Source organism: Algibacter sp. AS12, assembly GCF_046736315.1.
GTDB classification, from domain to species: Bacteria; Bacteroidota; Bacteroidia; order Flavobacteriales; family Flavobacteriaceae; genus Algibacter_B; species Algibacter_B amylolyticus.
Window position 1 is genome coordinate 4,050,395 of sequence record NZ_CP151841.1, and the last position, 21,737, is coordinate 4,072,131.

Below are 21,737 nucleotides of genomic sequence, written 5' to 3' on the forward strand. Positions count from 1 at the left end.
ACTGATTACCGCTAACTTAATTATGCAACTCAACCACTATAACACCAATTTTACAGCAAGAACCTTCCCTATTACATTAATTTGCGATAACGTTACTAACGCACCTAATATTGGTAGTCTGTTTAGAATTGCTGATGCTTTTGGTATTGAGAAACTAATTCTTTGTGGTGAAAATATTCAATTGGGCCGAAAAATGGCAAAAACCTCTAGAGCTACTGAAAAAGTAGTGCCATATGAAATTACCGATTCTGCTTTAACGGTTATAAAGGCATTAAAATCAAAAGGTCACCAAATACTAGCTTTAGAGATTACAGAAACTAGCACAGCCATACACAGCTCTAAATTTTCAGACAAAGCACCGATAGCTATTGTAATAGGCGATGAAAATTTTGGCGTATCCGACCCTATACTGAAGCTTTGCGATACTATTGTTCACATAAACATGTTTGGGCAAAACAGCAGCATGAATGTGGTTCAAGCCACCAACATTGCGCTTTACGAAATAACCAAACAACTGCAATAGCGATTTTAAAATTAGCCCTACGCAGCATTTAAAATAATATTATATTTACTAAATGAACTCAAACATCATTTCTAAAGGTATTTTAAAAGCCATAGGCGTCGTATTAGGTATCGCCCTAGTATTGTTCTTTCTGTATAAAATACAATCTGTTATAGGCTATATAGCTATATCTGCGGTAATTTCGCTAATTGGCCGACCTATTGTATTATTTTTAGAAAACAAATTAAAATTTAAAAACATAATAGCCGTAATAATTACCATTGTGGTTTTACTTGGACTATTTGTAGGATTGGTAGGCTTATTTATTCCTTTAGTCCTAGAACAGGGTCATAATTTATCGCTATTAAACATAGAGGAGCTACAATCTAACATTGAGAATTTATATAAGGAAGTGATATCGTATTTTGATCTTCGTCAAATTGATGTAGAGAAATCCATTAAAGAATCTGATTTAATGTCTAAAATAGATTTATCCATATTACCCGATTTTTTAAATTCGGTTATTAGTGGATTAGGAAACTTTAGTATCGGCTTATTTTCGGTTTTATTTATATCCTTTTTCTTTTTAAAGGACAGCAGATTATTTGAAAATGGCATTTTAACTTTTATTCCAGAGAATAAAGAATCGCGTTGGAAAACAACCACCACAAAAATAAAAGACTTACTGTCTAGATATTTTGTTGGCCTAATTTTTCAAATACTAATTCTCTTCATTATTTACATGATTGGGCTGTTAATTATTGGTGTTGAAAACGCAGTTGTTATTGCTTTTTTATGTGCGCTTTTAAATTTAATACCCTATGTTGGACCATTAGTTGGTGGTTTTTTAATGATCACTTTAACCATGACAAGTAATTTAGGAGAATCCTTTAGCGATGTTATTTTACCTAAAACACTTTGGGTACTTGTAGTATTTGCTATTGGTCAATTAGTAGATAATTTTGGGAGTCAACCTATTATATTTTCAAAAAGTGTGAAGTCACATCCGCTAGAAATATTTTTGGTAATTTTAATTACTGGTATTTTATTTGGAGTTATTGGTTTAATATTAGCAGTACCTGCTTATACCGCTATAAAAGTGATTTTAAAGGCCTTTTTATCAGATAATAAAATAGTTAAAAAATTGACCAAAAACCTTTAATCTTTACTTTGAATAAAAACATATTAAACACTGATATTCAAAATTTTATAAAAAATAATACGAATATCGCAATAGGTGATTTAGTCCTAAAAGGAACCGCATTTCCGGATGTTGAGACGAAACAAATCATAGAGCAAATTGAAGCCAAAAACAGATGTAAATCTAAGCTTTTTACTTGGTACTCCACTAATAAAATATACTACCCTAACAAGTTAAACATCGAGCAAACCTCGTCTGAAACCACAGCGAAGTACAAATCGGAATTAATAAATGGCGACTCTATAATCGATTTAACAGGAGGTTTTGGAGTAGATTGTTTTTACTTTTCCAAGCAATTTAAATCAGTTACACATTGTGAGATTAACGAAAGCCTATCGGACATAGTTAACCATAATTACCATCAATTAAATATTAGCAATATTAAAACCATAAACGAAGATGGTATTGCGTATTTAGAAACTTTGAACAATAAATTTGATTGGATTTATATCGATCCTTCTAGACGTCATGATAGCAAAGGAAAGGTCTTTTTTTTAAAAGATTGCCTACCCAATGTTCCAGAACATTTAAACATGTTGCTTAAACATTCTAATAACATCATGATTAAAACATCTCCTTTATTAGATATATCAGTTGGAACTAGCGAACTAAAACACGTAAAAACTATTCATGTCGTTGCGGTTAATAATGAAGTTAAAGAATTGCTTTGGGTACTAGAAAACAGATATGACTCGGAAATTACCATCAAAACAGTAAACATAAAAAAAGATAAAGAAGAGCACTTTTCGTTTCCTTTACACGATGAAAAACTCACCGAACCAACATATAGCCTACCACTCGACTATTTATACGAGCCTAATGCTTCCATTTTAAAATCTGGTGCCTTTAATCAAATATCAAAACAATTAGAGATTAACAAGCTTCAAAAGCATTCACATTTATATACGAGTTCTGCTTTAATAGATTTCCCTGGGCGTATTTTCACTATTGAAGCTTCTATACCATATAATAAAAAAGCACTCAAACGACTAGGTATAAAAAAGGCGAACATTACCACGAGAAATTTCCAGGAAACGGTACAACAAATTCGAAGCAAATTCAAAATTAACGATGGCGGCAACGACTATTTGTTTTTTACTACAGATATGAATGACAACAAAATTGTTTTAATCACTAAAAAGACTAACCTATGATGCTTAAAGACTTAGTTGGACATTATACTGTAGTAGGCAGCAATCAAGATGGTGACCTAAACAACTACAAAGGCTTACTTAGCTTAGTGCTTGATGAAAACAATCGAATTAAAGCGAAATGGCTTATTAACAAAAACCAGGAACAATTTGGAACTGGCTTTTTTAAAGACAACATTCTTGTAATAAATTTTAATTACAAAATGCACCACAAAATATTTAAAGGTGTAGCGGTGTATAAATGTATTTCTAAAGATCTATTAGAAGGGTTTTGGTCCGAAAAACATGGTGATCCTAATTTTATAGGAGAAGAACAATGTTTCAGAATTAACAAACTCAAGGAGGTTATAAATTAGACCTTATTTACTTTAAACAATTAATAGTTTTTCAGTTAAACAACCGAATATAACTTTTAAAGAAATCATACATATAATTAAATAAAAAAAAAGCCACGACTATAAAATAATCATGGCTTATCTCTTTTTTAATATGATAATAATTTCTACTTAATTACCATTCTTTTAGTAATAATTGATGATTCAGAACTTATAGCAATTAAATACATTCCTGTAGATAGTTTTGTTAAATCAACTTCTTGACTTCCACTAAAATCTTTTAAAGAAATTGTTTCCAATCTCTTACCCAACACATCAATTACCTGAAGTTGGTTTAAAGATTCACTACCCGAGTATTTCAATGTAAACAAACCAGTATTAGGATTAGGATACATTTGAGTTAATGAATTCAATCTATTTTCAGAAGTATCTAAAGTTCCAGAGATTTCTGCCTTTATATCAAAGGTATAAACACCTTCACCCACATCGTTATTTTCAATGCTTATACTCGCATTACTTACTCCAACTACTCCAGATGTAAAAGTAATCTCAAAAGTAGTAGAGTTTCCGGGAGAAATAGCTGTATCAGGCGCTTCTGTTACCGAATAATTACTAGCATCTGCTCCAGATATACTAATTGTTGGTGTGCCATTTAAAACTAATTGTTCGGTATTTGTGCTAAATATAGTGAAACTCTTTACAATACTACCTCCTACACCAACGGTACCAAAATCTGTATCATCATTAGTTTCAGGAGTTGTATCGCCATCTGCAATAGACACGCCATTTCCTTGAATATCGATCTCTGCTGTTGGAGGTGATTGCCATTTTTGACCAAAAACTTCATCTTCACCATCACCAGGCGTATTATCATCACCTTCCCAAACTATAAAAAATGCATTATTTGTACTATCATATGCTTGTTTAGGTTTTTGGGCAGTATATGAAGAATTTCCGTTAACATCCCCCATATCACTAACCCTGCTCTGAGTTTCTAAAACAGCATAATTAGACGCATCTAAGGTTGCTGCAAAAATATCGTATGCAGCACTTCCTGGCTCTTCAGATTGAAATGTAATTAAGATATGATTCTCAGTAGAATTATAAGCTAATGAAGAATAACTACCTGTTTCTTCTCCGTCGCCATCAACCCCAGCAAAACTAACCTGAAAAGCAGTGCCTGATAGCACTCCAGCTGCAGTCATTATCTGCCCATAGATTTCATCTTCATTATCAGTTGGACCTATATCGCCTTGAAAAGTAATCAAGAATTCATTGTTTAATGGATTATAAATTACGCTAGCAAAATCAGCATCTCTACTTGCTGCCACATTTGTTACTTGCGTAAGCGTTCCTAAAGCTCCCGTTGAACTGACAAGTCTCGACCATATATTATTATCTCCATTTACAGGGAAATCAGCATAATACGCAACTAAATACCCATTGTTTATTGGATTATAACTTACTGAAGGCGAACTTGCATATTGCGTTGCTGTTGCAGATTGACTCAATTGAATCTTACTACCAACCAATGCTCCCGCTGTAGATAATCGTTGTCCGTAAATGTTATAATCGGAAGTCGAACTTGTTACATTTGCTTGCCATACTGCAAAATACTCGCCATTAGTTGTGTTTACTTCTATAGTCGGCGTACTTAAGTAATAAGTACCATCTCCATCGGGACCGTTTTGAGTTAACTTAATCTCGTTTCCAAAACCACTCACCAGAGTTCCGTCTGGGTTAATTATATGACCATACATTTCAGTATCTGTATCGATTTGATCTGCCCGCCATACAACCATATACTGATTTGTAACAGGATTAAAAACTATTTTTGGATCAGCAGCATCTAAAGCCGTATTACCATCAACTCCTGTTTTGGAGATTCTAAATTCCCCGCCTATTAAAGCTCCTGAATTATTTATAAATTGCCCAAAAATCTCTTCATCACTGTTAATCATTTCTTTTTCAAAAACCACTAAAAAACGATCTAAAGTAGGATCATATGCAATACTAGGATCTTCATTATCCAAACCGCCTCCTGTTGCATGTGTGGTAATTCTAACATCATTATCTCCTGTTTCTCCACTTGACACACTTCCTTCTCCTTGAATACTAAAAGCATAGACACCTTCATCTGAATCGTTAGAATTAACAGTCACAGTCGCAGTTCTTGTTCCTAAAACGGTTGGGTCGAACCTAATAACAAAGTATGAAGCGCCAACGCCTCCTATGGAAACCATCGCATCCATTTGAAGTGTAAAATCTGATGCATGCGCGCCAGAAATAGTTACTTTAGGATCACTAGAAAGTGTTAATGCTGTGCTTCCAAAATTCCTAACAAAGAAATAGTGTTCTTTATAATTATTATTTAAAGCCACATTACCAAAATCTGTATTATCAGTTTCAGAAGGCGACATGTCGTTGTTTAGAATACTAAGTCCATTTCCTTGTATATCAATCTCCGGAACCCCAACACTAGTAGGCGTTACCATAGCGACATCAACACCTCTTGGATCATCCAAGCCACTGGCAAGTGTAGTAAACCCGGTTCCATCTAAATTACACATCTGGATGGCATCCGCCGCTGAAACAGTATCCGCCCAATATACTTTATTGTTAGGTACATCCAAAGCTAGTGCTCTAGGTGAAAAATCAGCATTACTATATATGGTGGTTACTCCACCTGAACCATCAGAGTTTTTCTTGAAAACACCATTTGCTGAATTATCTGCCCAATAAATTTCATTATTAGTTACATCTACATCCAACCCATAAAGCGAAGCTAGTACTGATGGTACTGCTGGATAAGTATATGCTTCTGAATGAATAGTAATTGGTCCAGTTCCGTCTAAAGCCCCTCTATAAATAGTTGTGCTATTTGTAGGGTTAGAATATATGGCCTCACTCCAATATAGGTATGATCCTCCAACAGCCACGCCTCTAAATGTGCCTCCTGTTACAGATTTTATTGTTTGCACATTAGAACCATCTAGATTAGCCATTTTAAGACTTTCATATTCTCCCCAATAAATTTTCCCATTGGCTTCATCAATTTCTAATTCATAAATTGTACTGGATCCAGAATAAATAGATTCTTCTCCAAGACCATCCATTCCTATTTTAAAGATCTCATATCCACCACTCGATCCCACAAAATACAATTCTTGTGTGGTATTATTAACGGTAACATATTTAGGAGCTAAGTTTTCTGTTTGCTTAAAAAAAACTTGATCGTTTCCACCTCCAACATCCATCATGCGGATTTCACGTGGATCTTCATCGATGTAAAATACTTTATTATTTTGTGATTGAATAACATTAACACCTATTGTAAGAATAAGGGTCAATAAAAGTAACTTTTTGTTCATAATTTGGGTGGGTTTAAGATTAAGTTTCAAACTTAACAAATAAACACATCAAGACAAAATAATTTCCTACAATAATTACACTAAAACGAATAATTTTGACTATTGTCGTTTACAAAATTATTTAAATATATTTTTTTGAATAAAATCTTACTTCTAAATCATATAAGTTATATAAAACAAAAAAGCCTCAACATTTTCATGTTGAAGCTTTTTGTGAGCCCTACAGGATTCGAACCTGTGACCGCCTCCTTAGAAGGGAGGTGCTCTATCCAGCTGAGCTAAGAGCCCTCAAAGAAAACATTTTCGTTTTCCGGTGTGCAAATATAAAATTAACTATATATCTAACCAAAAGAAATGTTTATAATTTTTAGTATAACATGACATTTAAAAAAAAATAAAAGCTATGTGCTTAATAACAGCTATTTTACGTCGATGCTTTAACTCAAAATAGAGCAAAAAAAATCGTCAAAAACATAGTTAATGACGACTTTTATATTAAAATCTTATAATTTTTTAGCTAAAAATCACGTAAGTACTAATTACCACAATGCAAATTGCAAGACCTACAGGTTTAACATATTTCCAAGGGGTAACATCTACATCTCGTGTATATTCTTGAACAAAGTTTGTTTCTCTAGGTTTCACTTTACCAATTACTAACATTAACACTACCGTTAGCACAAAGCATATAAATTGTACATGCAAGAAATGTGGTAAATCCATTTCTAATCCCTTCGATAAAACAATATATGTTACATAAAATGTAAAAGAAAATATAATCCCAACTTTAGCAGCAATCGCAGGAACTCGCTTAGTTAAGAAACCAACAACAATAACCGTTAAAATAGGAATACTATAGGCACCATTTACGGTTTGTAAGTAACCAAATAAACCATCGGATGCATAATATAAAAACGGAGCTACAAACATGGAGAATATAGCCAACACAATACCGAATTTTTTACCCACAGAAACCACTCTAATTTCTTCTGCTTCTTTATTTATATATTGTTTATAAATATCTATACCAAATAATGTTACACAACTATTTAAAGCTGAATTAAATGAACTTAAAATAGCACCGAACATAACTGCAGCAAAGAAACCAACTAAAGGCGCTGGCAACACTTCTGCCACTAATCTAGGGTAAGCAATATCGTTATTAGCAAGAACCTCACCACCCCATTTGTGATACGCAATAATACCAGGTAAAACCACAATAATTGGCCCTAATATTTTAATAAAAGCAGCAAGTGTTAATCCTTTTTGACCTTCAGCTAAATTCTTAGCACCTAAAGCTCGTTGTATAATTTGTTGATTTGTACCCCAGTAAAAAAGCTGAACAAGCATCATACCTGTAAAAATAGTAGCAAAAGGTATTGAAGAATCTTCGCCACCAATAGCATTTAACTTTTCTGGATGTTCGCTAGCTAATTTAGCTAACCCCCCTGTAAGACTTCCATCGTCCGCGATAGCCATTAACCCAAATACAGGAATTAATAGCCCACCTATTAAAAGCCCTATGGCATTTATAGAATCGGATACAACAACAGCCTTAAGTCCTCCAAAAATAGCATAGATAGAACCTATAATTCCTATGCTCCATACACATAACCAAACAGACTGCCATTCGGTTATTCCAAGTAATTCAGGAAGATTAAACATTCCGCTAATACCTAAAGACCCCGAATACAGTACAATTGGCAATAAAACAATAGCGTAACCCGACAGAAATAATCCTGAAGTCATAGCTTTTGTAGTGGTATCAAATCGATCCTCTAGATATGTCGGTATTGTAGAGATCCCTCCTTTTAAATATTTCGGTAACAAATACACAGCGGTTACAACCATAGCTATAGCCGCTAAAGTTTCCCAAGCCATAACCAAAATACCATCGGCATATGCAGAACCATTTAAACCTACAATTTGCTCGGTAGATAAGTTTGTTAATAATAAAGAGCCTGCTATAACTCCAGCTGTAAGACTTCTACCTCCTAGAAAATAGCCATCTGAAGATTTTTCGTTTGTACCCTTAGTGGCGTAATAAGCAATAACGGCAACCAATATGGTAAAGCCGGCAAAAGACAGTATTCCTAACATTTGTTTGTGGTTTAGTTTAGTTTTCTTTAAATAATACCTCAAATATATATATTAATATTGGAACTATCACGCTTCAGAACAAAAAAAACCAAACCAGTACGGTCTAGTAGGTTTTTTAAAATAAAAAACATATATTTGCATTGCACTATGATTAAAATTAAAAGAAAATCAGGAACACCTAAGTATAAGCAAATAATAAATTCTATTGAAGAAGCTATACTTACTGGCACTCTTAAAAAAGGTGACCAGATACCATCTATTAATAAAATTAAGGATGAGAACAACCTATCTAGAGATACTGTAATGACAGCCTTTAACGAACTAAAAAGTAGAGGCATTATAAAATCTATAGTTGGCAAAGGCTACTATGTTAACAGTGAAAACATAAATATTAATCAGAAAATATTCTTGTTATTTGACGAATTAAACTCCTTTAAAGAAGACTTATATAATTCATTTTTAGAACATTTAGGAGATAATATTCAGGTTGATATATTTTTTCATCATTTTAACAAAAACACCTTCGATAACCTGATTTTGGAAAATACAGGTAACTATAATTATTACGTAATCATGCCTGCAAATTTAAAAAACACAAATTCTGCTATTAAGAATTTACCAAAAGAAAAGGTATATATATTAGACCAAATACAAGAGGATTTAATAGATTATCCTGCTATTTATCAAAATTTCGAAAAGACTATTTTTAATAATCTTACCAAGGCTATTCATCTTATAAAAAAATACAAAAAATTAATTTTAGTGTTTTCTGAAGATAAACAACCATTACCCATGAGAGAAGGGTTTATTAATTTTTGCACAACCAACCAAATGCCTTTTGATTGTATCGCAACACTAAAAGATAGAACTTTAACAAAAGGCGAGTTATATATTATTCCTGAAGATAAAATTTTACTAAAAATCATAAAACAAATGAAAAGCGAAGGCTTGTTAATAGCCGAAGATATTGGTATAATATCTTATAACGACACCTTGCTTAAGGAAATTGTAGAAGGAGGCATAACCACCATTTCAACAGATTTTAACTACATGGGTAAACGTCTAGCGGAAATGATTTTAAATAAAGAACAAACTAAAATAGAGAACACTAATAATCTAATTATTAGAAGCTCAATCTAACTAAAAAAAAGAACTAATTATGTTTTCAATTATTAAAAATAAGACATCAAATACAATTGAAATAAAATCTTTGAACCATAACGTTTCTGGCCTTATCAACCTAAATGAAGGTGCCAGTTTACAGGTGCTCACCTTAAACGGACAAGCCATAATTAAAAGTTTAGAGCCATTGCCTTATAAAGACACCTACGCCTCTTCTATTCTATTTCCATTTGCCAATAGAATAAAAGATGGACAATACACTTACAATGACAAATCATACCAATTTGAAATAAACCAAAAGGAAGAAAACAATGCTTTACATGGTTTGGTTTACAACAAAACTTTTAATGTAGTTGAATCTTATACAAACATCGATTCTGCAAGTTTGACATTAGAGTATATAGAAGAAAACGAATCCATTGGCTTTCCGTACACCTTTAAAATTCAATTAAAATATACATTTACTGAAACTAATTTAGAGCTTGATTTTTCAGTGGAAAATACAGATTCTAAAATTTTTCCGTTTAACCTAGGTTGGCATCCTTATTTTGTCAGTGATAACCTATCGGAAAGTATTTTAGAATTTGATTCTTCCGAAAAATTAGTCATTGGCGACCGCAATATTACTACAGGAACAGAAAAACTTGAAAATTTCAAATCTCTTAAAATTGAAAACAAGAAATTAGATGATTGTTGGATTTTAGACTCTAATATTATCCAGTTTTATACACCAAAGTATAAGTTATCTATACATTCTTCGGCAAAAAATAACTTTTTACAAGCTTACACGCCTCCAAAATTAAACACTATAGCCATAGAACCTACAACCGGTGTTTCAAACAGTTTTAATAACAACATTGGGCTAGACATTTTAAAACCAAACGACACCTACTCCATTACATGGACATTAAATCTTGAAAACAACTAAATTATGACCAATACACTAATTAAAGAGGTTAAAACCGCATTTTTAAAGGAATTTAAAACAGCCCCGTTACTTATATTCTCTCCTGGACGAATTAATATTATTGGCGAACATACAGATTACAATGATGGCTTTGTTTTTCCTGCAGCTGTTAATAAAGGGATTGCCGCAGCAATTGAAAAAAGCGACACAGGACAATCTACCGCTATAGCTTTGGACTTAGATAGCACTATCGAATTTAACCTAGACACACTTAAACCATCAAAAGAAGGGAGTTGGGAAAATTATGTTTTTGGTGTTGTTGCCGAAATACAAAATAGAAATAAAACCATAGGCAATTTTAATATTGTGTTTAAAGGTAATATTCCTGGTGGCGCAGGTATGTCATCGTCCGCGGCACTAGAAAACAGTGTTGTTTTTGGATTAAATGAGTTGTTTCAGCTTGGTCTATCTAAAGAGGATATGATTTTAATTTCGCAAAAAGCAGAACACAATTACGTAGGTGTTAAATGTGGAATAATGGATCAATACGCTAGTATGTTTGGTAAAAAAGACCATGCATTACATCTTGATTGTAGAACCATAAAATCGAAGCCTTACAAGATCGATTTTAAAGATCATCAATTAATGCTTATCAACACAAATGTAAAACATAGTTTATCTGATAGTGCTTATAACGACCGACGATCGGCTTGCGAGGCTATTTCCGAATTATTAAATATTAAAGCTTTAAGAGACGCTAAAGAAGCCGATTTAGAAACTGTTAAAGACAAAGTGTCTCCAGAAAACTACCAGAAAGCGCTTTACGTTATTCAAGAAAACAATAGAACTATTAAGGCTGCCAAAGCTATTGAAAATAATGATTTAGAAACCTTAGGTGCTTTAATTTATCAATCGCATGAAGGGCTTTCAAGCCAATACAAAGTAAGTTGTGATGAGTTAGATTATCTAGTGGCGCAAGCTAAACAGAACAAGCACGTTTTAGGCGCCAGAATGATGGGTGGCGGCTTTGGTGGTTGCACCATAAATTTAGTTGCAAAAAATGAAGCTGAAGCATTTGCAGAAACGGCTTCTAAGGCATACAAAAAACAATTTGATAAAGATTGCTCTGTGTATTTCATTGAACTTTCTGATGGCACACACTTAGTAAAATAAAAAAACCAACGATTTTATATTTCAAATAATGAAAAATACAGATTTACAAGATTACTCGCATAAACGCTTTAATATTTTAACTGGCGAATGGGTTTTAGTGTCTCCTCATAGAGCAAAACGACCATGGCAAGGCCAAAATGAAGCGGTTAATAACGAAAAACGACCAACACACGATGAGTCATGTTACTTATGCGCAGGAAATACAAGAATTAACGGAGAAGTAAACCCTAATTATAAAGATGTGTTTGTTTTTACAAACGATTTTGCAGCATTACAGAACGATTCCCCAACTTTTTCGGTAAACGATGGCTTACTTGTTGCGGAAAGCGAAACTGGTATTTGTAAAGTAATTTGTTTTAGTCCAGATCACTCTAAAAGTTTAGCAGATATGTCGGCTAACGAGATTCAACATGTGGTTTTCGCGTGGCAAAGAGAATTTAAAGAATTGGCTGCTAACCCTAAAATTAATTACGTCCAAATCTTTGAAAACAAAGGTGCAGTAATGGGTTGTAGTAATCCGCATCCGCATGGTCAAATCTGGAGCCAGTCCACACTTCCTAATGAAGTAGACAAAAAAAACACACAACAATTAAATTACTATAATAAAAACAACAGTAGTTTATTAGGGGATTACTTAACACAAGAATTAGAATACCAGGAGCGTATTATTTTTGAAAATGACGGATTTGTAGTTATCATTCCGTTTTGGGCGGTATGGCCTTTTGAGGCTATGATTGCTCCAAAAAGGCACATGACCAACATCTTGGAAATGACTGATGCTGAAACACTACAATACGCCGAAGCTATTGCTGTAATAACAAAAGCTTACGATAAATTATTTAACACATCATTTCCTTATTCTTCAGGCATTCATCAAGCGCCAACAGATGGCAATAAAAATAGCCATTGGCATTGGCATATGAGCTTTTATCCGCCGCTTTTAAGAAGTGCAACGGTGAAAAAATTTATGGTAGGCTATGAAATGTTTGGGTCGCCTCAAAGAGATATTACTGCCGAATCTGCTGTAAAAATGTTAAAAGAACTATTATAGGCGATACACATAAAGTAGGAGTTTCTATTAGATAACCTAAATAGAAACTCCTACTTTTGCTCTTTTAGCAAAGTATTTCTATTTAAATGAAAACATACGAAACAAGCTTAATAGTTACAAAAGATCATATTGACGATTTAAACCACGTTAATAACGTGCATTATGTACAATGGGTTCAAGATATTGCAAAGGCCCATTGGCAATCGAAAGCCTCAGAAGAACTCCAAACTAAATATAGCTGGTTTCTATTATCTCATTTTATAGAATATAAGAGCGCTGCGTTTTTAAATGATACCATAAACTTAAAAACATATATAGCAAAGGCAGAAGGTGTTACTTATACTCGCGTTGTAGAAATGCATAATGCGAGCACCAATAAACTACTTGCCAAATCTGAAACCAAATGGTGTTTTATAAATGCTAAAACAGAACGCCCTTCTAGAATCCCAAAAGAAATTGTGGAATTATTTGATTAATTAGGTACTATTATACTAAATCATAATTTCAAAAGTTATATTTTTAGGGCTCAAATCTTAGCATTTTTAAATGACACGTTTTTTATATTTTTCACTTACTCTAATATTTTTAATGCTTTGGAGCTCTTGTCGTAAAGACTTTGAATTCGCTCCAAGCACAGGAACTTTACAATTTTCTAAGGACACCGTTTACTTAGACACTATTTTTACAAATATTGGCTCTAGCACCTATAATTTAAAAGTATATAATAAGAGTGATAACGATATTGTTATTCCTAATATAAGCTTAAAAGAGGGCTTTAATTCCTTATACAGATTAAGTATAGACGGGATATTAGGCGAAAATAATGGAACATCAGGTTCCGAAGGAAAAGTATTTGAAAATGTAGAAGTTTTAGCCAAAGACAGTTTGTTTATTTTTATTGAAACCACCGTTGATATTGAAAATCAAGCTGCTACTGCCAATCAATTTTTATATACCGATGCTATTGAATTTGATACTGGTAACAACCAGCAAACCGTAGAATTAGTAACCTTGGTACAAGACGCTGTTTTTATCTTTCCAGACCGCGATAACACCACCAAAGTAATTGATACGCTTACTTTAAATATAGCAGGCGAATTAATAGTAACCGATTTACAGGGCCGCGAATTATTACCAGACGAACTTACATTTACAAACGAAAAACCCTATGTTATTTATGGTTTTGCAACGGTTCCTCCAAACGAAACCTTAACAATAAATGCTGGAGCACGCGTTCACTTTCATGATAATTCGGGTATCATCGTACCTAACGGAGCCTCTATAAATATAAATGGTACTTTTAGTAACGATCAAGACCTTTTGGAAAACGAAGTTATTTTTGAAGGCGATCGTTTAGAACCTAATTTTTCTGAAACAACAGGACAATGGGGCACTATTTGGTTATTAGATGGTAGTATTAACAATACTATTAATTATGCTACTATTAAAAACTCAACCATAGGTATTCTATCTGATGGTAACCCTAATGAAACAAACGATAAACTAACCATAACAAACTCTCAAATTTACAATTCTAGTAGCTTTGGAATTTTAGGAAGAAACACGTCAATTTCTGGTGAAAACGTAGTTATAAATAATTCTGGTTTATCTTCTTTTGCTGGAACTTTAGGCGGAAAATACAACTTCACCCACTCTACTTTAGTAAATTACTGGAACAATGGTTTTAGACAATTCCCTGCTGTTTTATTAAACAATTTTGTTTTAGATGAAGACAATAATGCAAGCATTGCAGATTTAACCGAAGCTAATTTTAATAACTGTATTATCTACGGAAATGATAATCCGGAAATTCTTTTAGATGAAATTGAAGATGATAATGTAGTGTTCAATTTTAAATTCACCAATTGTTTAATTCGTTTTAATGATACGAATAACAATTATACAGGGGATAATTACAATTTTGATGACACTTTAAAATACGAAAGAAACATTTTTAATAAAGAGCCAGACTTTAAGGATACAGACTTAAACCAATTAATGATTGGAGAAGATTCTGCAGCCAATGGAGAAGGTTTAGCCGCTTTTTCTACCCAAGTTCCTGTAGATATTTTAAATACAAACAGAACAGGGTCTCCAGACTTAGGAGCATATCAGCACGTTGCTTTCCCAGAAGAGGATTAACCTTTGTAGCCTTTTATTACAACATTATTTTAATTATCTTTAGCAAATAGCGAATCTAAAACTTAATAAGTTCCACCTTATTTACAGTTACAACTAGCATTTAGCAACCCAAAAAACTTAACCAAACTAGATTAATGAAAGCTAATTTAAATTCTGAAATTATAGCTGTTATAGCTACAAATAAGGAAGGGATAATATACCAATTTAATGAAGGTGCCGAAATCTTACTAGGATATACTGCATCAGAAATGATTGGATTAAAAACAGTCAATTCTTTTCTAGTTGAGAAAGAAGTTAAAAATTTCAAAAAAGACATTGCTTTAAAATACAACATCAAGGATTCAGATTTCGATCCTTATAAATTATTAGCTGAATATAATGGATACGATGCTCGCGAATGCACCATAGTTAAAAAAGATGGCACCACATTCATTTCACATTCTACACTAACACCTTTAATTAGCGAAAGTGGAAAAAACATTGGTTTTATTAGAATCATAAAAAACATTACCAATCAAAAAAACATTGAAGCCGACCTTTTAAGAAAAAATCAGGTTTTAAATTCTGCCGAAAAAATTACCATGATGGGAAATTGGCAGTGGAACCTTATTACCAACGATGTTACATGGTCTAGTAACCTTTATAATATATTTGAGGTAAACCCGAAGAAAAAATTAACTTACGATACGTATTTTAGTTTTGTACATCCAGATGATAGGGAACTCGTTAACATATCGGTTGCAAAATCTTTAAACGATAAGTTTTTTTACGACCTTTTGCATCGCATAAAAACAACTAGTGGCAAAACCAAAACAATCCAGCTATTAGGCGTACTTGTTACAGACAAAGCTGGCAATGTTATTGAAATAATTGGTACCTGCCAAGATGTAACCGAGCAAAGAATGGCAGAAATTAAGTTTAAAGGACTGCTAGAATCTGCGCCAGATGCTATGGTAATTGTTAATGAACTTGGAAAAATCCAGTTAATTAACAAACAAGCCGAAAAATTATTTGGTTACCAAGCCGAAGAGTTGATAAATAAACCTGTAGAATTACTTATACCACAAAGGTATAGTCATCACACAACGCATCGTAAAATCTTTTTTGAAAGACCAAAAACCAGAAAAATGGGTGAAGGCAAGGAACTTTTCGGTATTAATAAAAAAGGAAAAGAAATCCCTATTCAAATTAGTTTAAGTCCGCTTAAAACCGAGGAAGGTCTTCTTGTTTCGGCCGCTATTAGAGACATTACATTTCAGAAAAAAGCAGAGAATAAAATTTTAGAAGCTAATAAAAGTTTAGAGCTACTAGCTAATAAGCTTACTTCGCAAAACGTTCAATTAGCAGATTTTGCGCACATTACCTCGCATAATTTACGTGCTCCTGTAAGCAATTTAAATTCTTTATTGGATTTTTACAAATCTGCTGAAACAGAAGAAGAAAGGACTATTTTATTTGATAAGTTCGAGATTGTTATTAACCATCTTACACTTACACTTAACACATTAATTGAAGCTTTAAAAACTAAAGATGGAAGCTCCAAACATATGGAGTCTTTATCCTTTAACGATGTTTTAAACAAAACAAAAGAGATTTTGTCTGGACAAATTTTAAAAACCGACACTAAAATAGTTAGTGATTTTTCAAAAAAACCAAATATTAAATATAATAAAGTATATTTAGAAAGTATTTTTCTTAATTTAGTAAGCAATGCTATAAAGTATAAATCCAAAGATAGATCTCCAGAAATTTTTATTCAATCTGTAGTTGAAGACGGCATTGAAAAACTCAAGTTTAAAGATAATGGCTTAGGTATCAATTTAGAAAGACATGGCCATAAAGTTTTTGGTTTAAATAAAGTATTCCATAGGCATCCAGAAGCTAAAGGTGTAGGTTTATTTATGACAAAAGTACAGGTAGAATCTTTGGGAGGAACAATATCGGTTGAAAGTGTAGTTAATGAAGGCTCTACATTCAATATTAATTTTAATGAATAAGAATGACTAAAACTTTAAATTTTTGTATTGTAGATGATGATGATATTTATCAATACACCATTAAAAAAACAATAAAATCTCTTGATCTGGACAATAGTGTCATGGCCTTCTCTGATGGTGAAGAGGCTTTAAATTTCATGATTGAGAATCTCAATAAAGAAGATGAACTCCCTGATATTATTTTATTAGATATTAATATGCCAATTATGGATGGTTTCCAATTTATGGAAGAATACATAAAGATTAAGCCCAATTTAGGAAAGAAGATCACAATCTATATGGTTTCATCTTCTGTAGATAACGCCGATCTTGAAAGAGCGAATAAAATAAGTGAAATCTCAGATTATATAATTAAGCCTATTCAACGCGGTAGAATACAAACCATAGTGGACAACTTAATTGCAAACCAATAGCTATTATTTACTTTAAACACCATTAATTACGCCACCAAATATTCAGCTAAAACTTTAGATATTTTTTGACCTGTATTGCTTTCATAATAGGAATACCCAGGCATTGGATTTACCTCAAAACAATACACATCACCATTATTTGTAAATCTTAAATCGATACCGCTAAAATCTAATTTAAGTGCGGCACTTACGTTTACACATGCTTTTTTTATAGCGTCTGAAATTTCGAAAGGCTCCAATTCGGTTTCTCCACCATCCTTTCTAGCGTAACGATAATCGACACCTGTGGTTAGTATTTTAGTGGCTATAACCTCTTTTCCTATAACATGCACCCGAACATCGAAACCAGATAAACGTGCTTGAAATTGAACCGGGCAATACTTTATTTTATTTAACCTTTCAGTATCAGTAGGATCGAACTCTTTTACAATGGAACGTATGCCACTAATTGATTTAAAAATTATAGATTTATGAGTAGCATTAAAATCCAAAACAGCTTTTGGGTTATTGGTAATTAAAGTTGGAGGCGTTTTTAATCCGTAGCGCTTAATTATTTGTGCTTGGTAAGGTTTACTACTATTACTATACATGTTGCTGTGCCTATTTACAACCTTAGCATTGGTAACTTCCAACCATTCAAATAAAGATTCGTGTAGCATTTTACATTTAGCCTTAGTTTTTTCATCTTTGCCCTCCATTTCTGGTAGGTTATTTTCGCTCATAAACCGAGAATACACACTCTTAAAACTCGATAAATCATAGCTGCAGTTCGACATATACAATTTCCCTCTAGGCACACCATTAACAAACTTCCAATCAATTTCGGTGTTTTCAAAATGTCTTTGATTAAAAACAACAACCTGAGCATCTGTTTCCATTAAAGCATCTTTAACTTTCGAGATTGGGCTTTCACTAGGTATACCACATAATAATACCATTTTAGTTTTCATAAATAATGTGTTTTAAAATAGTAATTAATTTAGCGCCATACTTACTAAGTTCTGGATAGGTATTGGCACTTACAAATTGGGTTTCATCCTGTTTATTTATATAAATTTCTAACAATGGTGTTTGGGCAAGCATAGAGAGTTTTATACAATGTTCAATCAAGGTTTTATTACGGCAATTTGTAATAACCTTTTTACCAACTACAAGCACAGGCTCTGTTAGTGCCATAGCCTCTGAAGATGCAGAATTAAATCCTGCTTTATAGGCAGCATTAGCCCATTGCTGTTTAGACCAAAACACACCACTTAAACTATAGCCTTTTCCTGGGTTGTAAATACGTCCTTTTTTACTAACCTGGGCTAACCAACTCATCATTAAGGCATTCATTTCCGATTGTACATACTGGCGTTCGGCCTCGTTGGCTTTATCCCAAATAGGTGCAATAGCCATTTGTGTTCTATTAAATAGAAAATTGAGGTTGCTATTGGTTATTTCTAGCCCTTTTTTTGTTTTAATATAAAACTGGTCTTCATCATTATTAATATGCTGTGTCCATTCTTCGGCCATTAACAACTCTTCCGGACTCACCAATTCTATATCAACATGGCTTTTTTTAAGCTCCAAATAAAGCCAAATGGCATCGCTATCTTGTGGATGACTTAATATTACATTCATAATAGTTAATTAATTAAAAACCTTAAAAACAAATAGCTACTTTGCTTTTAATATTTGTTTCTAAGGTTTTATTAAAAGTGACTAACTCAAAAATTATTTGCCGTATTACATCATACTGTCAGCAATATCTTTATTCATTTTTTCTTGCATCGCTGCAATATCCTGTTCATTAGTTAAAGCTCCAGAAGATAAATCTGGCCGTAAATCTGAACCAATAAAAGCAGTTAATGCAGATAAGCTTTGTTCTATTTGCGACAAGCGATCTTCAATTGTATTTCCGCCAGTATTAAAGTTACCTAAACCTGGTTTATAGTTATCCGAGATCTCTCTGAGCTTATTACCACCATCAAAAGGTTTATCTAGCTTATCTGTAATAGGCTTATCTACTTTATCTGGCATAATGCCTTTATTATCTGGCAATTCCTTATAGAACTCTTTTTTAATTTCTTTTATTTCTTTTTTAAACTCTTTACTTTCCACCTTTTCAACCTTTTCAAGCTTTTCCTTTTTAATTTCCTTGTTTTCCTTTTTCTCTAGCTTTTCTAATTTTTCAGTTTTTTCAAGCTTTTCAAGTTTAATTTCTTTAGTTTCCTTATTAATATCTTTAAAATCTTTTAAAACACTTTTAGATTTAATACATAAAGAAATATTCAACTCACTTAATACATGAGAAATAGGGTTAATATAAGTGTAACCAGTATCATTACCCGCAAAAAGCAACCCTATTACCTTATTATCAGCATCTACAACCACAGAACCCGAATCGCCTTTAGCACTAAATTTTGGGTTTACATTTTCATCGGGTCTTATACCAATTTGATCGGTTAAGGTTTTAACACCAATGGTGTCTCCGTAATTAACATTTACTGTGGCATTTATAGCATCTACAAAACCTTCGGTAAATAGTGTTGTTCTACCCCGTTTTCTTACTGCCGAATTTAAAACAGCCGATGCCGTTCCTTTCACATCACCTATATCTACAATAGAACAGTCGTGCGGTCTGCCACTTAATGTGGAAATAGCACCATCTACATGTCCGCTTAAAACGGCACGTTCTAAGGCTCCTATTCTATCGGTTCCTGGCGAACCTGTATCTACACGACTTGGTTGGCACATAAAATCGCCAACACTCCATGTATTATCAACACACATAACATGATAATTACTTAATAGCACGGGGTTGTTTGTAACATTATCTTTAGCAATACACCCTAAAGTTCCTGTAAATATATATCCAGAAATAGCACGTTCTGGCCCGATGCTAATTCCGCCTTGTACTGTTGCATAAGTAGTGGTATCGGCTTGTAAAGAAATGTTTTCTAGTTTTTGAGAAAACACCTGAGGGAAAACTTCCATTTCAATAACATCTGTTTTAATACCGTTTATTGTTGTTGGAATTTTATCTTTTGAAGCAACCGTTTTCTTTTTTTGTTTTACATGTACCCTAATGGTAATTTCATCGGTACGTTTACCATCTGTGTACTTATAGCCAACATCGACTCCAGTAACGCCTTTCAATTTAAATAAAGCAGCTTCGGCAGATTGCTTTTCCTTAATAATGTCATTTAATGCTTTCATTTTAATGGGGTTTTAATTCTACATAGTTTTACATTTTTAATTAATTATTGAGGGAAAATGGTTTTATATGTTACGCTAATTGCTATACCGTCTACAGATTCGGGAATGTTTAAATCTTTATTAGTTACGTTTTTAGAATTCACTAAAACCCTAATACATAAATCGCTGGTATACACACCGTCCTTTTTTAAAGATGCTATTTCTATACCTGTTACGTTAGTAGAATCTATAACCTGCGCTTGTATGGTTTTAAATACTTCTTTAACTTTATCGTAATTTTTCATGGGCGTGTTTAATTGATAAAACCAAATTTAGTTTTAAAAACAAAGGCTTAAAAGAGGAAATAGCCTGATAACACACAAGGATTACACCCCATTTTTATAAGGGTTTTTCCTGTATTTAAATAATAAGTAACACCAATACCTTGTATTTTTTCAAATTTTGAAATTGCTTTATATTTATTAATTTAGATGGTATATTAAAGGCTATATGATACATTTAATAGTAGGAAATACAGGCGCTGGAAAAACAACCTACGCCAAGGCATTAAAAGAAAAAACAAAGGGTATTATATTTTCTATTGATGCCTGGAATAAAACGCTATTTCTTGAAGACAAAAAGCCAGAGAATGGTTTAAAATGGTTTTTAGAACGCATTGAAAGAGCCGAAAAAATGATTTTAAATGTAGTAGAGCAATTGGAAGAAGCTAAAACAGATGCCATTCTAGATTTAGGCCTATCAAAATTTGAACATCGAGAGAAATTTAGACGCTTTGCTAAGGCCAATGGTTACCAAATAAAACTTCACTTTTTAGATATACCAAAAGCCATTCGCCAAAAACGAGTCATGCAACGCAATACTGAAAAAGGCGATACTTTTGAGTTTGAGGTAACCCAAGAAAATTTCGACTTTATGGAAACTTGGTTTGAAACACCCGATAAAACAGAACTTGAAAATGGTATTATTATAAGGGAATAAAAAAACTATTTAATTCCTAATACTTATCCAATACTTACATAAACCTCAGGGAATAGGTCTATTACCTATTTATGGTCTTGTTATTAATAAAAA

At 32.8% G+C, this 21,737-nt stretch carries 19 protein-coding genes and 1 tRNA gene; 13 read left to right on the top strand and 7 right to left on the bottom strand.

The annotated features are described in order from the left end of the window. Nucleotides 1-22 precede the first annotated feature (22 nt). Genes AAFN75_RS16485 through AAFN75_RS16500 form a run of 4 tightly spaced genes read left to right on the top strand, consistent with a single transcriptional unit; the run spans nt 23 to nt 3,210 of the window. Complete coding sequence (locus tag AAFN75_RS16485) at nt 23-523, top strand: TrmH family RNA methyltransferase (RefSeq protein WP_411807396.1); 501 nt, start codon at nt 23-25, stop codon at nt 521-523. A 52-nt stretch (nt 524-575) separates the two neighbouring features. Further along, the gene (locus tag AAFN75_RS16490; protein ID WP_411807397.1) at nt 576-1,664 is read left to right on the top strand and encodes an AI-2E family transporter; all 1,089 of its coding nucleotides are present in this window, start codon (nt 576-578) and stop codon (nt 1,662-1,664) included. Nucleotides 1,665-1,672: 8 nt separating this feature from the next. Further along, the gene (locus AAFN75_RS16495) at nt 1,673-2,857 is read left to right on the top strand and encodes a THUMP-like domain-containing protein (RefSeq protein ID WP_411807398.1); all 1,185 of its coding nucleotides are present in this window, start codon (nt 1,673-1,675) and stop codon (nt 2,855-2,857) included. After that, the gene (locus tag AAFN75_RS16500; RefSeq protein ID WP_411807399.1) at nt 2,854-3,210 is read left to right on the top strand and encodes a hypothetical protein; all 357 of its coding nucleotides are present in this window, start codon (nt 2,854-2,856) and stop codon (nt 3,208-3,210) included. The genes AAFN75_RS16495 and AAFN75_RS16500 overlap by 4 nt, the downstream gene beginning before the upstream one ends. 146 nt (nt 3,211-3,356) lie before the next feature. Here the strand turns inward: AAFN75_RS16500 and AAFN75_RS16505 are convergent, their stop codons facing one another. The 3 genes from AAFN75_RS16505 to AAFN75_RS16515 form a co-directional block, all read right to left on the bottom strand. After that, the gene (locus tag AAFN75_RS16505; RefSeq protein ID WP_411807400.1) at nt 3,357-6,560 is read right to left on the bottom strand and encodes a choice-of-anchor D domain-containing protein; all 3,204 of its coding nucleotides are present in this window, start codon (nt 6,558-6,560) and stop codon (nt 3,357-3,359) included. A gap of 214 nt (nt 6,561-6,774) precedes the next feature. Next, a tRNA-Arg gene (locus tag AAFN75_RS16510) sits at nt 6,775-6,848 on the bottom strand. Nucleotides 6,849-7,073: 225 nt separating this feature from the next. Then, the gene (locus tag AAFN75_RS16515) at nt 7,074-8,660 is read right to left on the bottom strand and encodes a solute:sodium symporter family transporter (RefSeq protein WP_411807401.1); all 1,587 of its coding nucleotides are present in this window, start codon (nt 8,658-8,660) and stop codon (nt 7,074-7,076) included. Between the two features lie 147 nt (nt 8,661-8,807). Between AAFN75_RS16515 and AAFN75_RS16520 the strand changes: the two genes are divergently transcribed. The 8 genes from AAFN75_RS16520 (at nt 8,808) to AAFN75_RS16555 (ending at nt 17,465) form a co-directional block, all read left to right on the top strand. Then, a complete protein-coding gene (locus AAFN75_RS16520; protein WP_411807403.1) occupies nt 8,808-9,800 on the top strand; it encodes a GntR family transcriptional regulator in 993 nt (330 codons plus the stop codon). A 19-nt stretch (nt 9,801-9,819) separates the two neighbouring features. After that, nucleotides 9,820-10,710 carry an aldose 1-epimerase gene (locus AAFN75_RS16525; protein ID WP_411807404.1) on the top strand — a complete coding sequence of 297 codons (891 nt, stop codon included), beginning with the start codon at nt 9,820-9,822 and terminating at the stop codon, nt 10,708-10,710. Nucleotides 10,711-10,713: 3 nt separating this feature from the next. Then, nucleotides 10,714-11,862 carry a galactokinase gene (gene galK / locus AAFN75_RS16530; RefSeq protein WP_411807405.1) on the top strand — a complete coding sequence of 383 codons (1,149 nt, stop codon included), beginning with the start codon at nt 10,714-10,716 and terminating at the stop codon, nt 11,860-11,862. Between the two features lie 28 nt (nt 11,863-11,890). Continuing rightward, the gene (locus AAFN75_RS16535; RefSeq protein WP_411807406.1) at nt 11,891-12,913 is read left to right on the top strand and encodes a UDP-glucose--hexose-1-phosphate uridylyltransferase; all 1,023 of its coding nucleotides are present in this window, start codon (nt 11,891-11,893) and stop codon (nt 12,911-12,913) included. Nucleotides 12,914-12,999: 86 nt separating this feature from the next. After that, complete coding sequence (locus tag AAFN75_RS16540) at nt 13,000-13,389, top strand: acyl-CoA thioesterase (protein ID WP_411807408.1); 390 nt, start codon at nt 13,000-13,002, stop codon at nt 13,387-13,389. 70 nt (nt 13,390-13,459) lie between these two features. Further along, on the top strand, nt 13,460-15,055 hold the full coding sequence (locus AAFN75_RS16545; RefSeq protein ID WP_411807409.1) for a hypothetical protein: 1,596 nt from the start codon (nt 13,460-13,462) through the stop codon (nt 15,053-15,055). Between the two features lie 134 nt (nt 15,056-15,189). Continuing rightward, the gene (locus tag AAFN75_RS16550) at nt 15,190-17,052 is read left to right on the top strand and encodes a PAS domain S-box protein (protein WP_411807410.1); all 1,863 of its coding nucleotides are present in this window, start codon (nt 15,190-15,192) and stop codon (nt 17,050-17,052) included. Nucleotides 17,053-17,054: 2 nt separating this feature from the next. Further along, the gene (locus tag AAFN75_RS16555) at nt 17,055-17,465 is read left to right on the top strand and encodes a response regulator (RefSeq protein WP_144118121.1); all 411 of its coding nucleotides are present in this window, start codon (nt 17,055-17,057) and stop codon (nt 17,463-17,465) included. A gap of 26 nt (nt 17,466-17,491) precedes the next feature. Here the strand turns inward: AAFN75_RS16555 and AAFN75_RS16560 are convergent, their stop codons facing one another. The 4 genes from AAFN75_RS16560 to AAFN75_RS16575 form a co-directional block, all read right to left on the bottom strand. Further along, nucleotides 17,492-18,415: an ATP-grasp domain-containing protein gene (locus AAFN75_RS16560; RefSeq protein WP_411807411.1), complete on the bottom strand. Its 924-nt coding sequence runs from the start codon at nt 18,413-18,415 to the stop codon at nt 17,492-17,494. Further along, nucleotides 18,405-19,088 (bottom strand): hypothetical protein, encoded by a 684-nt coding sequence (locus AAFN75_RS16565; RefSeq protein WP_411807412.1) that lies wholly within the window; start codon nt 19,086-19,088, stop codon nt 18,405-18,407. Before AAFN75_RS16565 ends, AAFN75_RS16560 begins: the two co-directional genes overlap by 11 nt. A 105-nt stretch (nt 19,089-19,193) precedes the next feature. After that, nucleotides 19,194-20,666, bottom strand: a complete 1,473-nt coding sequence (locus AAFN75_RS16570) for a hypothetical protein (RefSeq protein WP_411807413.1) — start codon at nt 20,664-20,666, stop codon at nt 19,194-19,196. Nucleotides 20,667-20,710: 44 nt separating this feature from the next. Beyond that, nucleotides 20,711-20,950, bottom strand: coding sequence for a hypothetical protein (locus tag AAFN75_RS16575; protein ID WP_411807414.1), 240 nt, complete (start codon nt 20,948-20,950; stop codon nt 20,711-20,713). A gap of 205 nt (nt 20,951-21,155) precedes the next feature. On the opposite strand from AAFN75_RS16575, the gene AAFN75_RS16580 reads away from it, so the two are divergent. Then, the gene (locus tag AAFN75_RS16580) at nt 21,156-21,644 is read left to right on the top strand and encodes an AAA family ATPase (RefSeq protein ID WP_411807415.1); all 489 of its coding nucleotides are present in this window, start codon (nt 21,156-21,158) and stop codon (nt 21,642-21,644) included. The last annotated feature ends 93 nt before the right edge of the window (nt 21,645-21,737 follow it).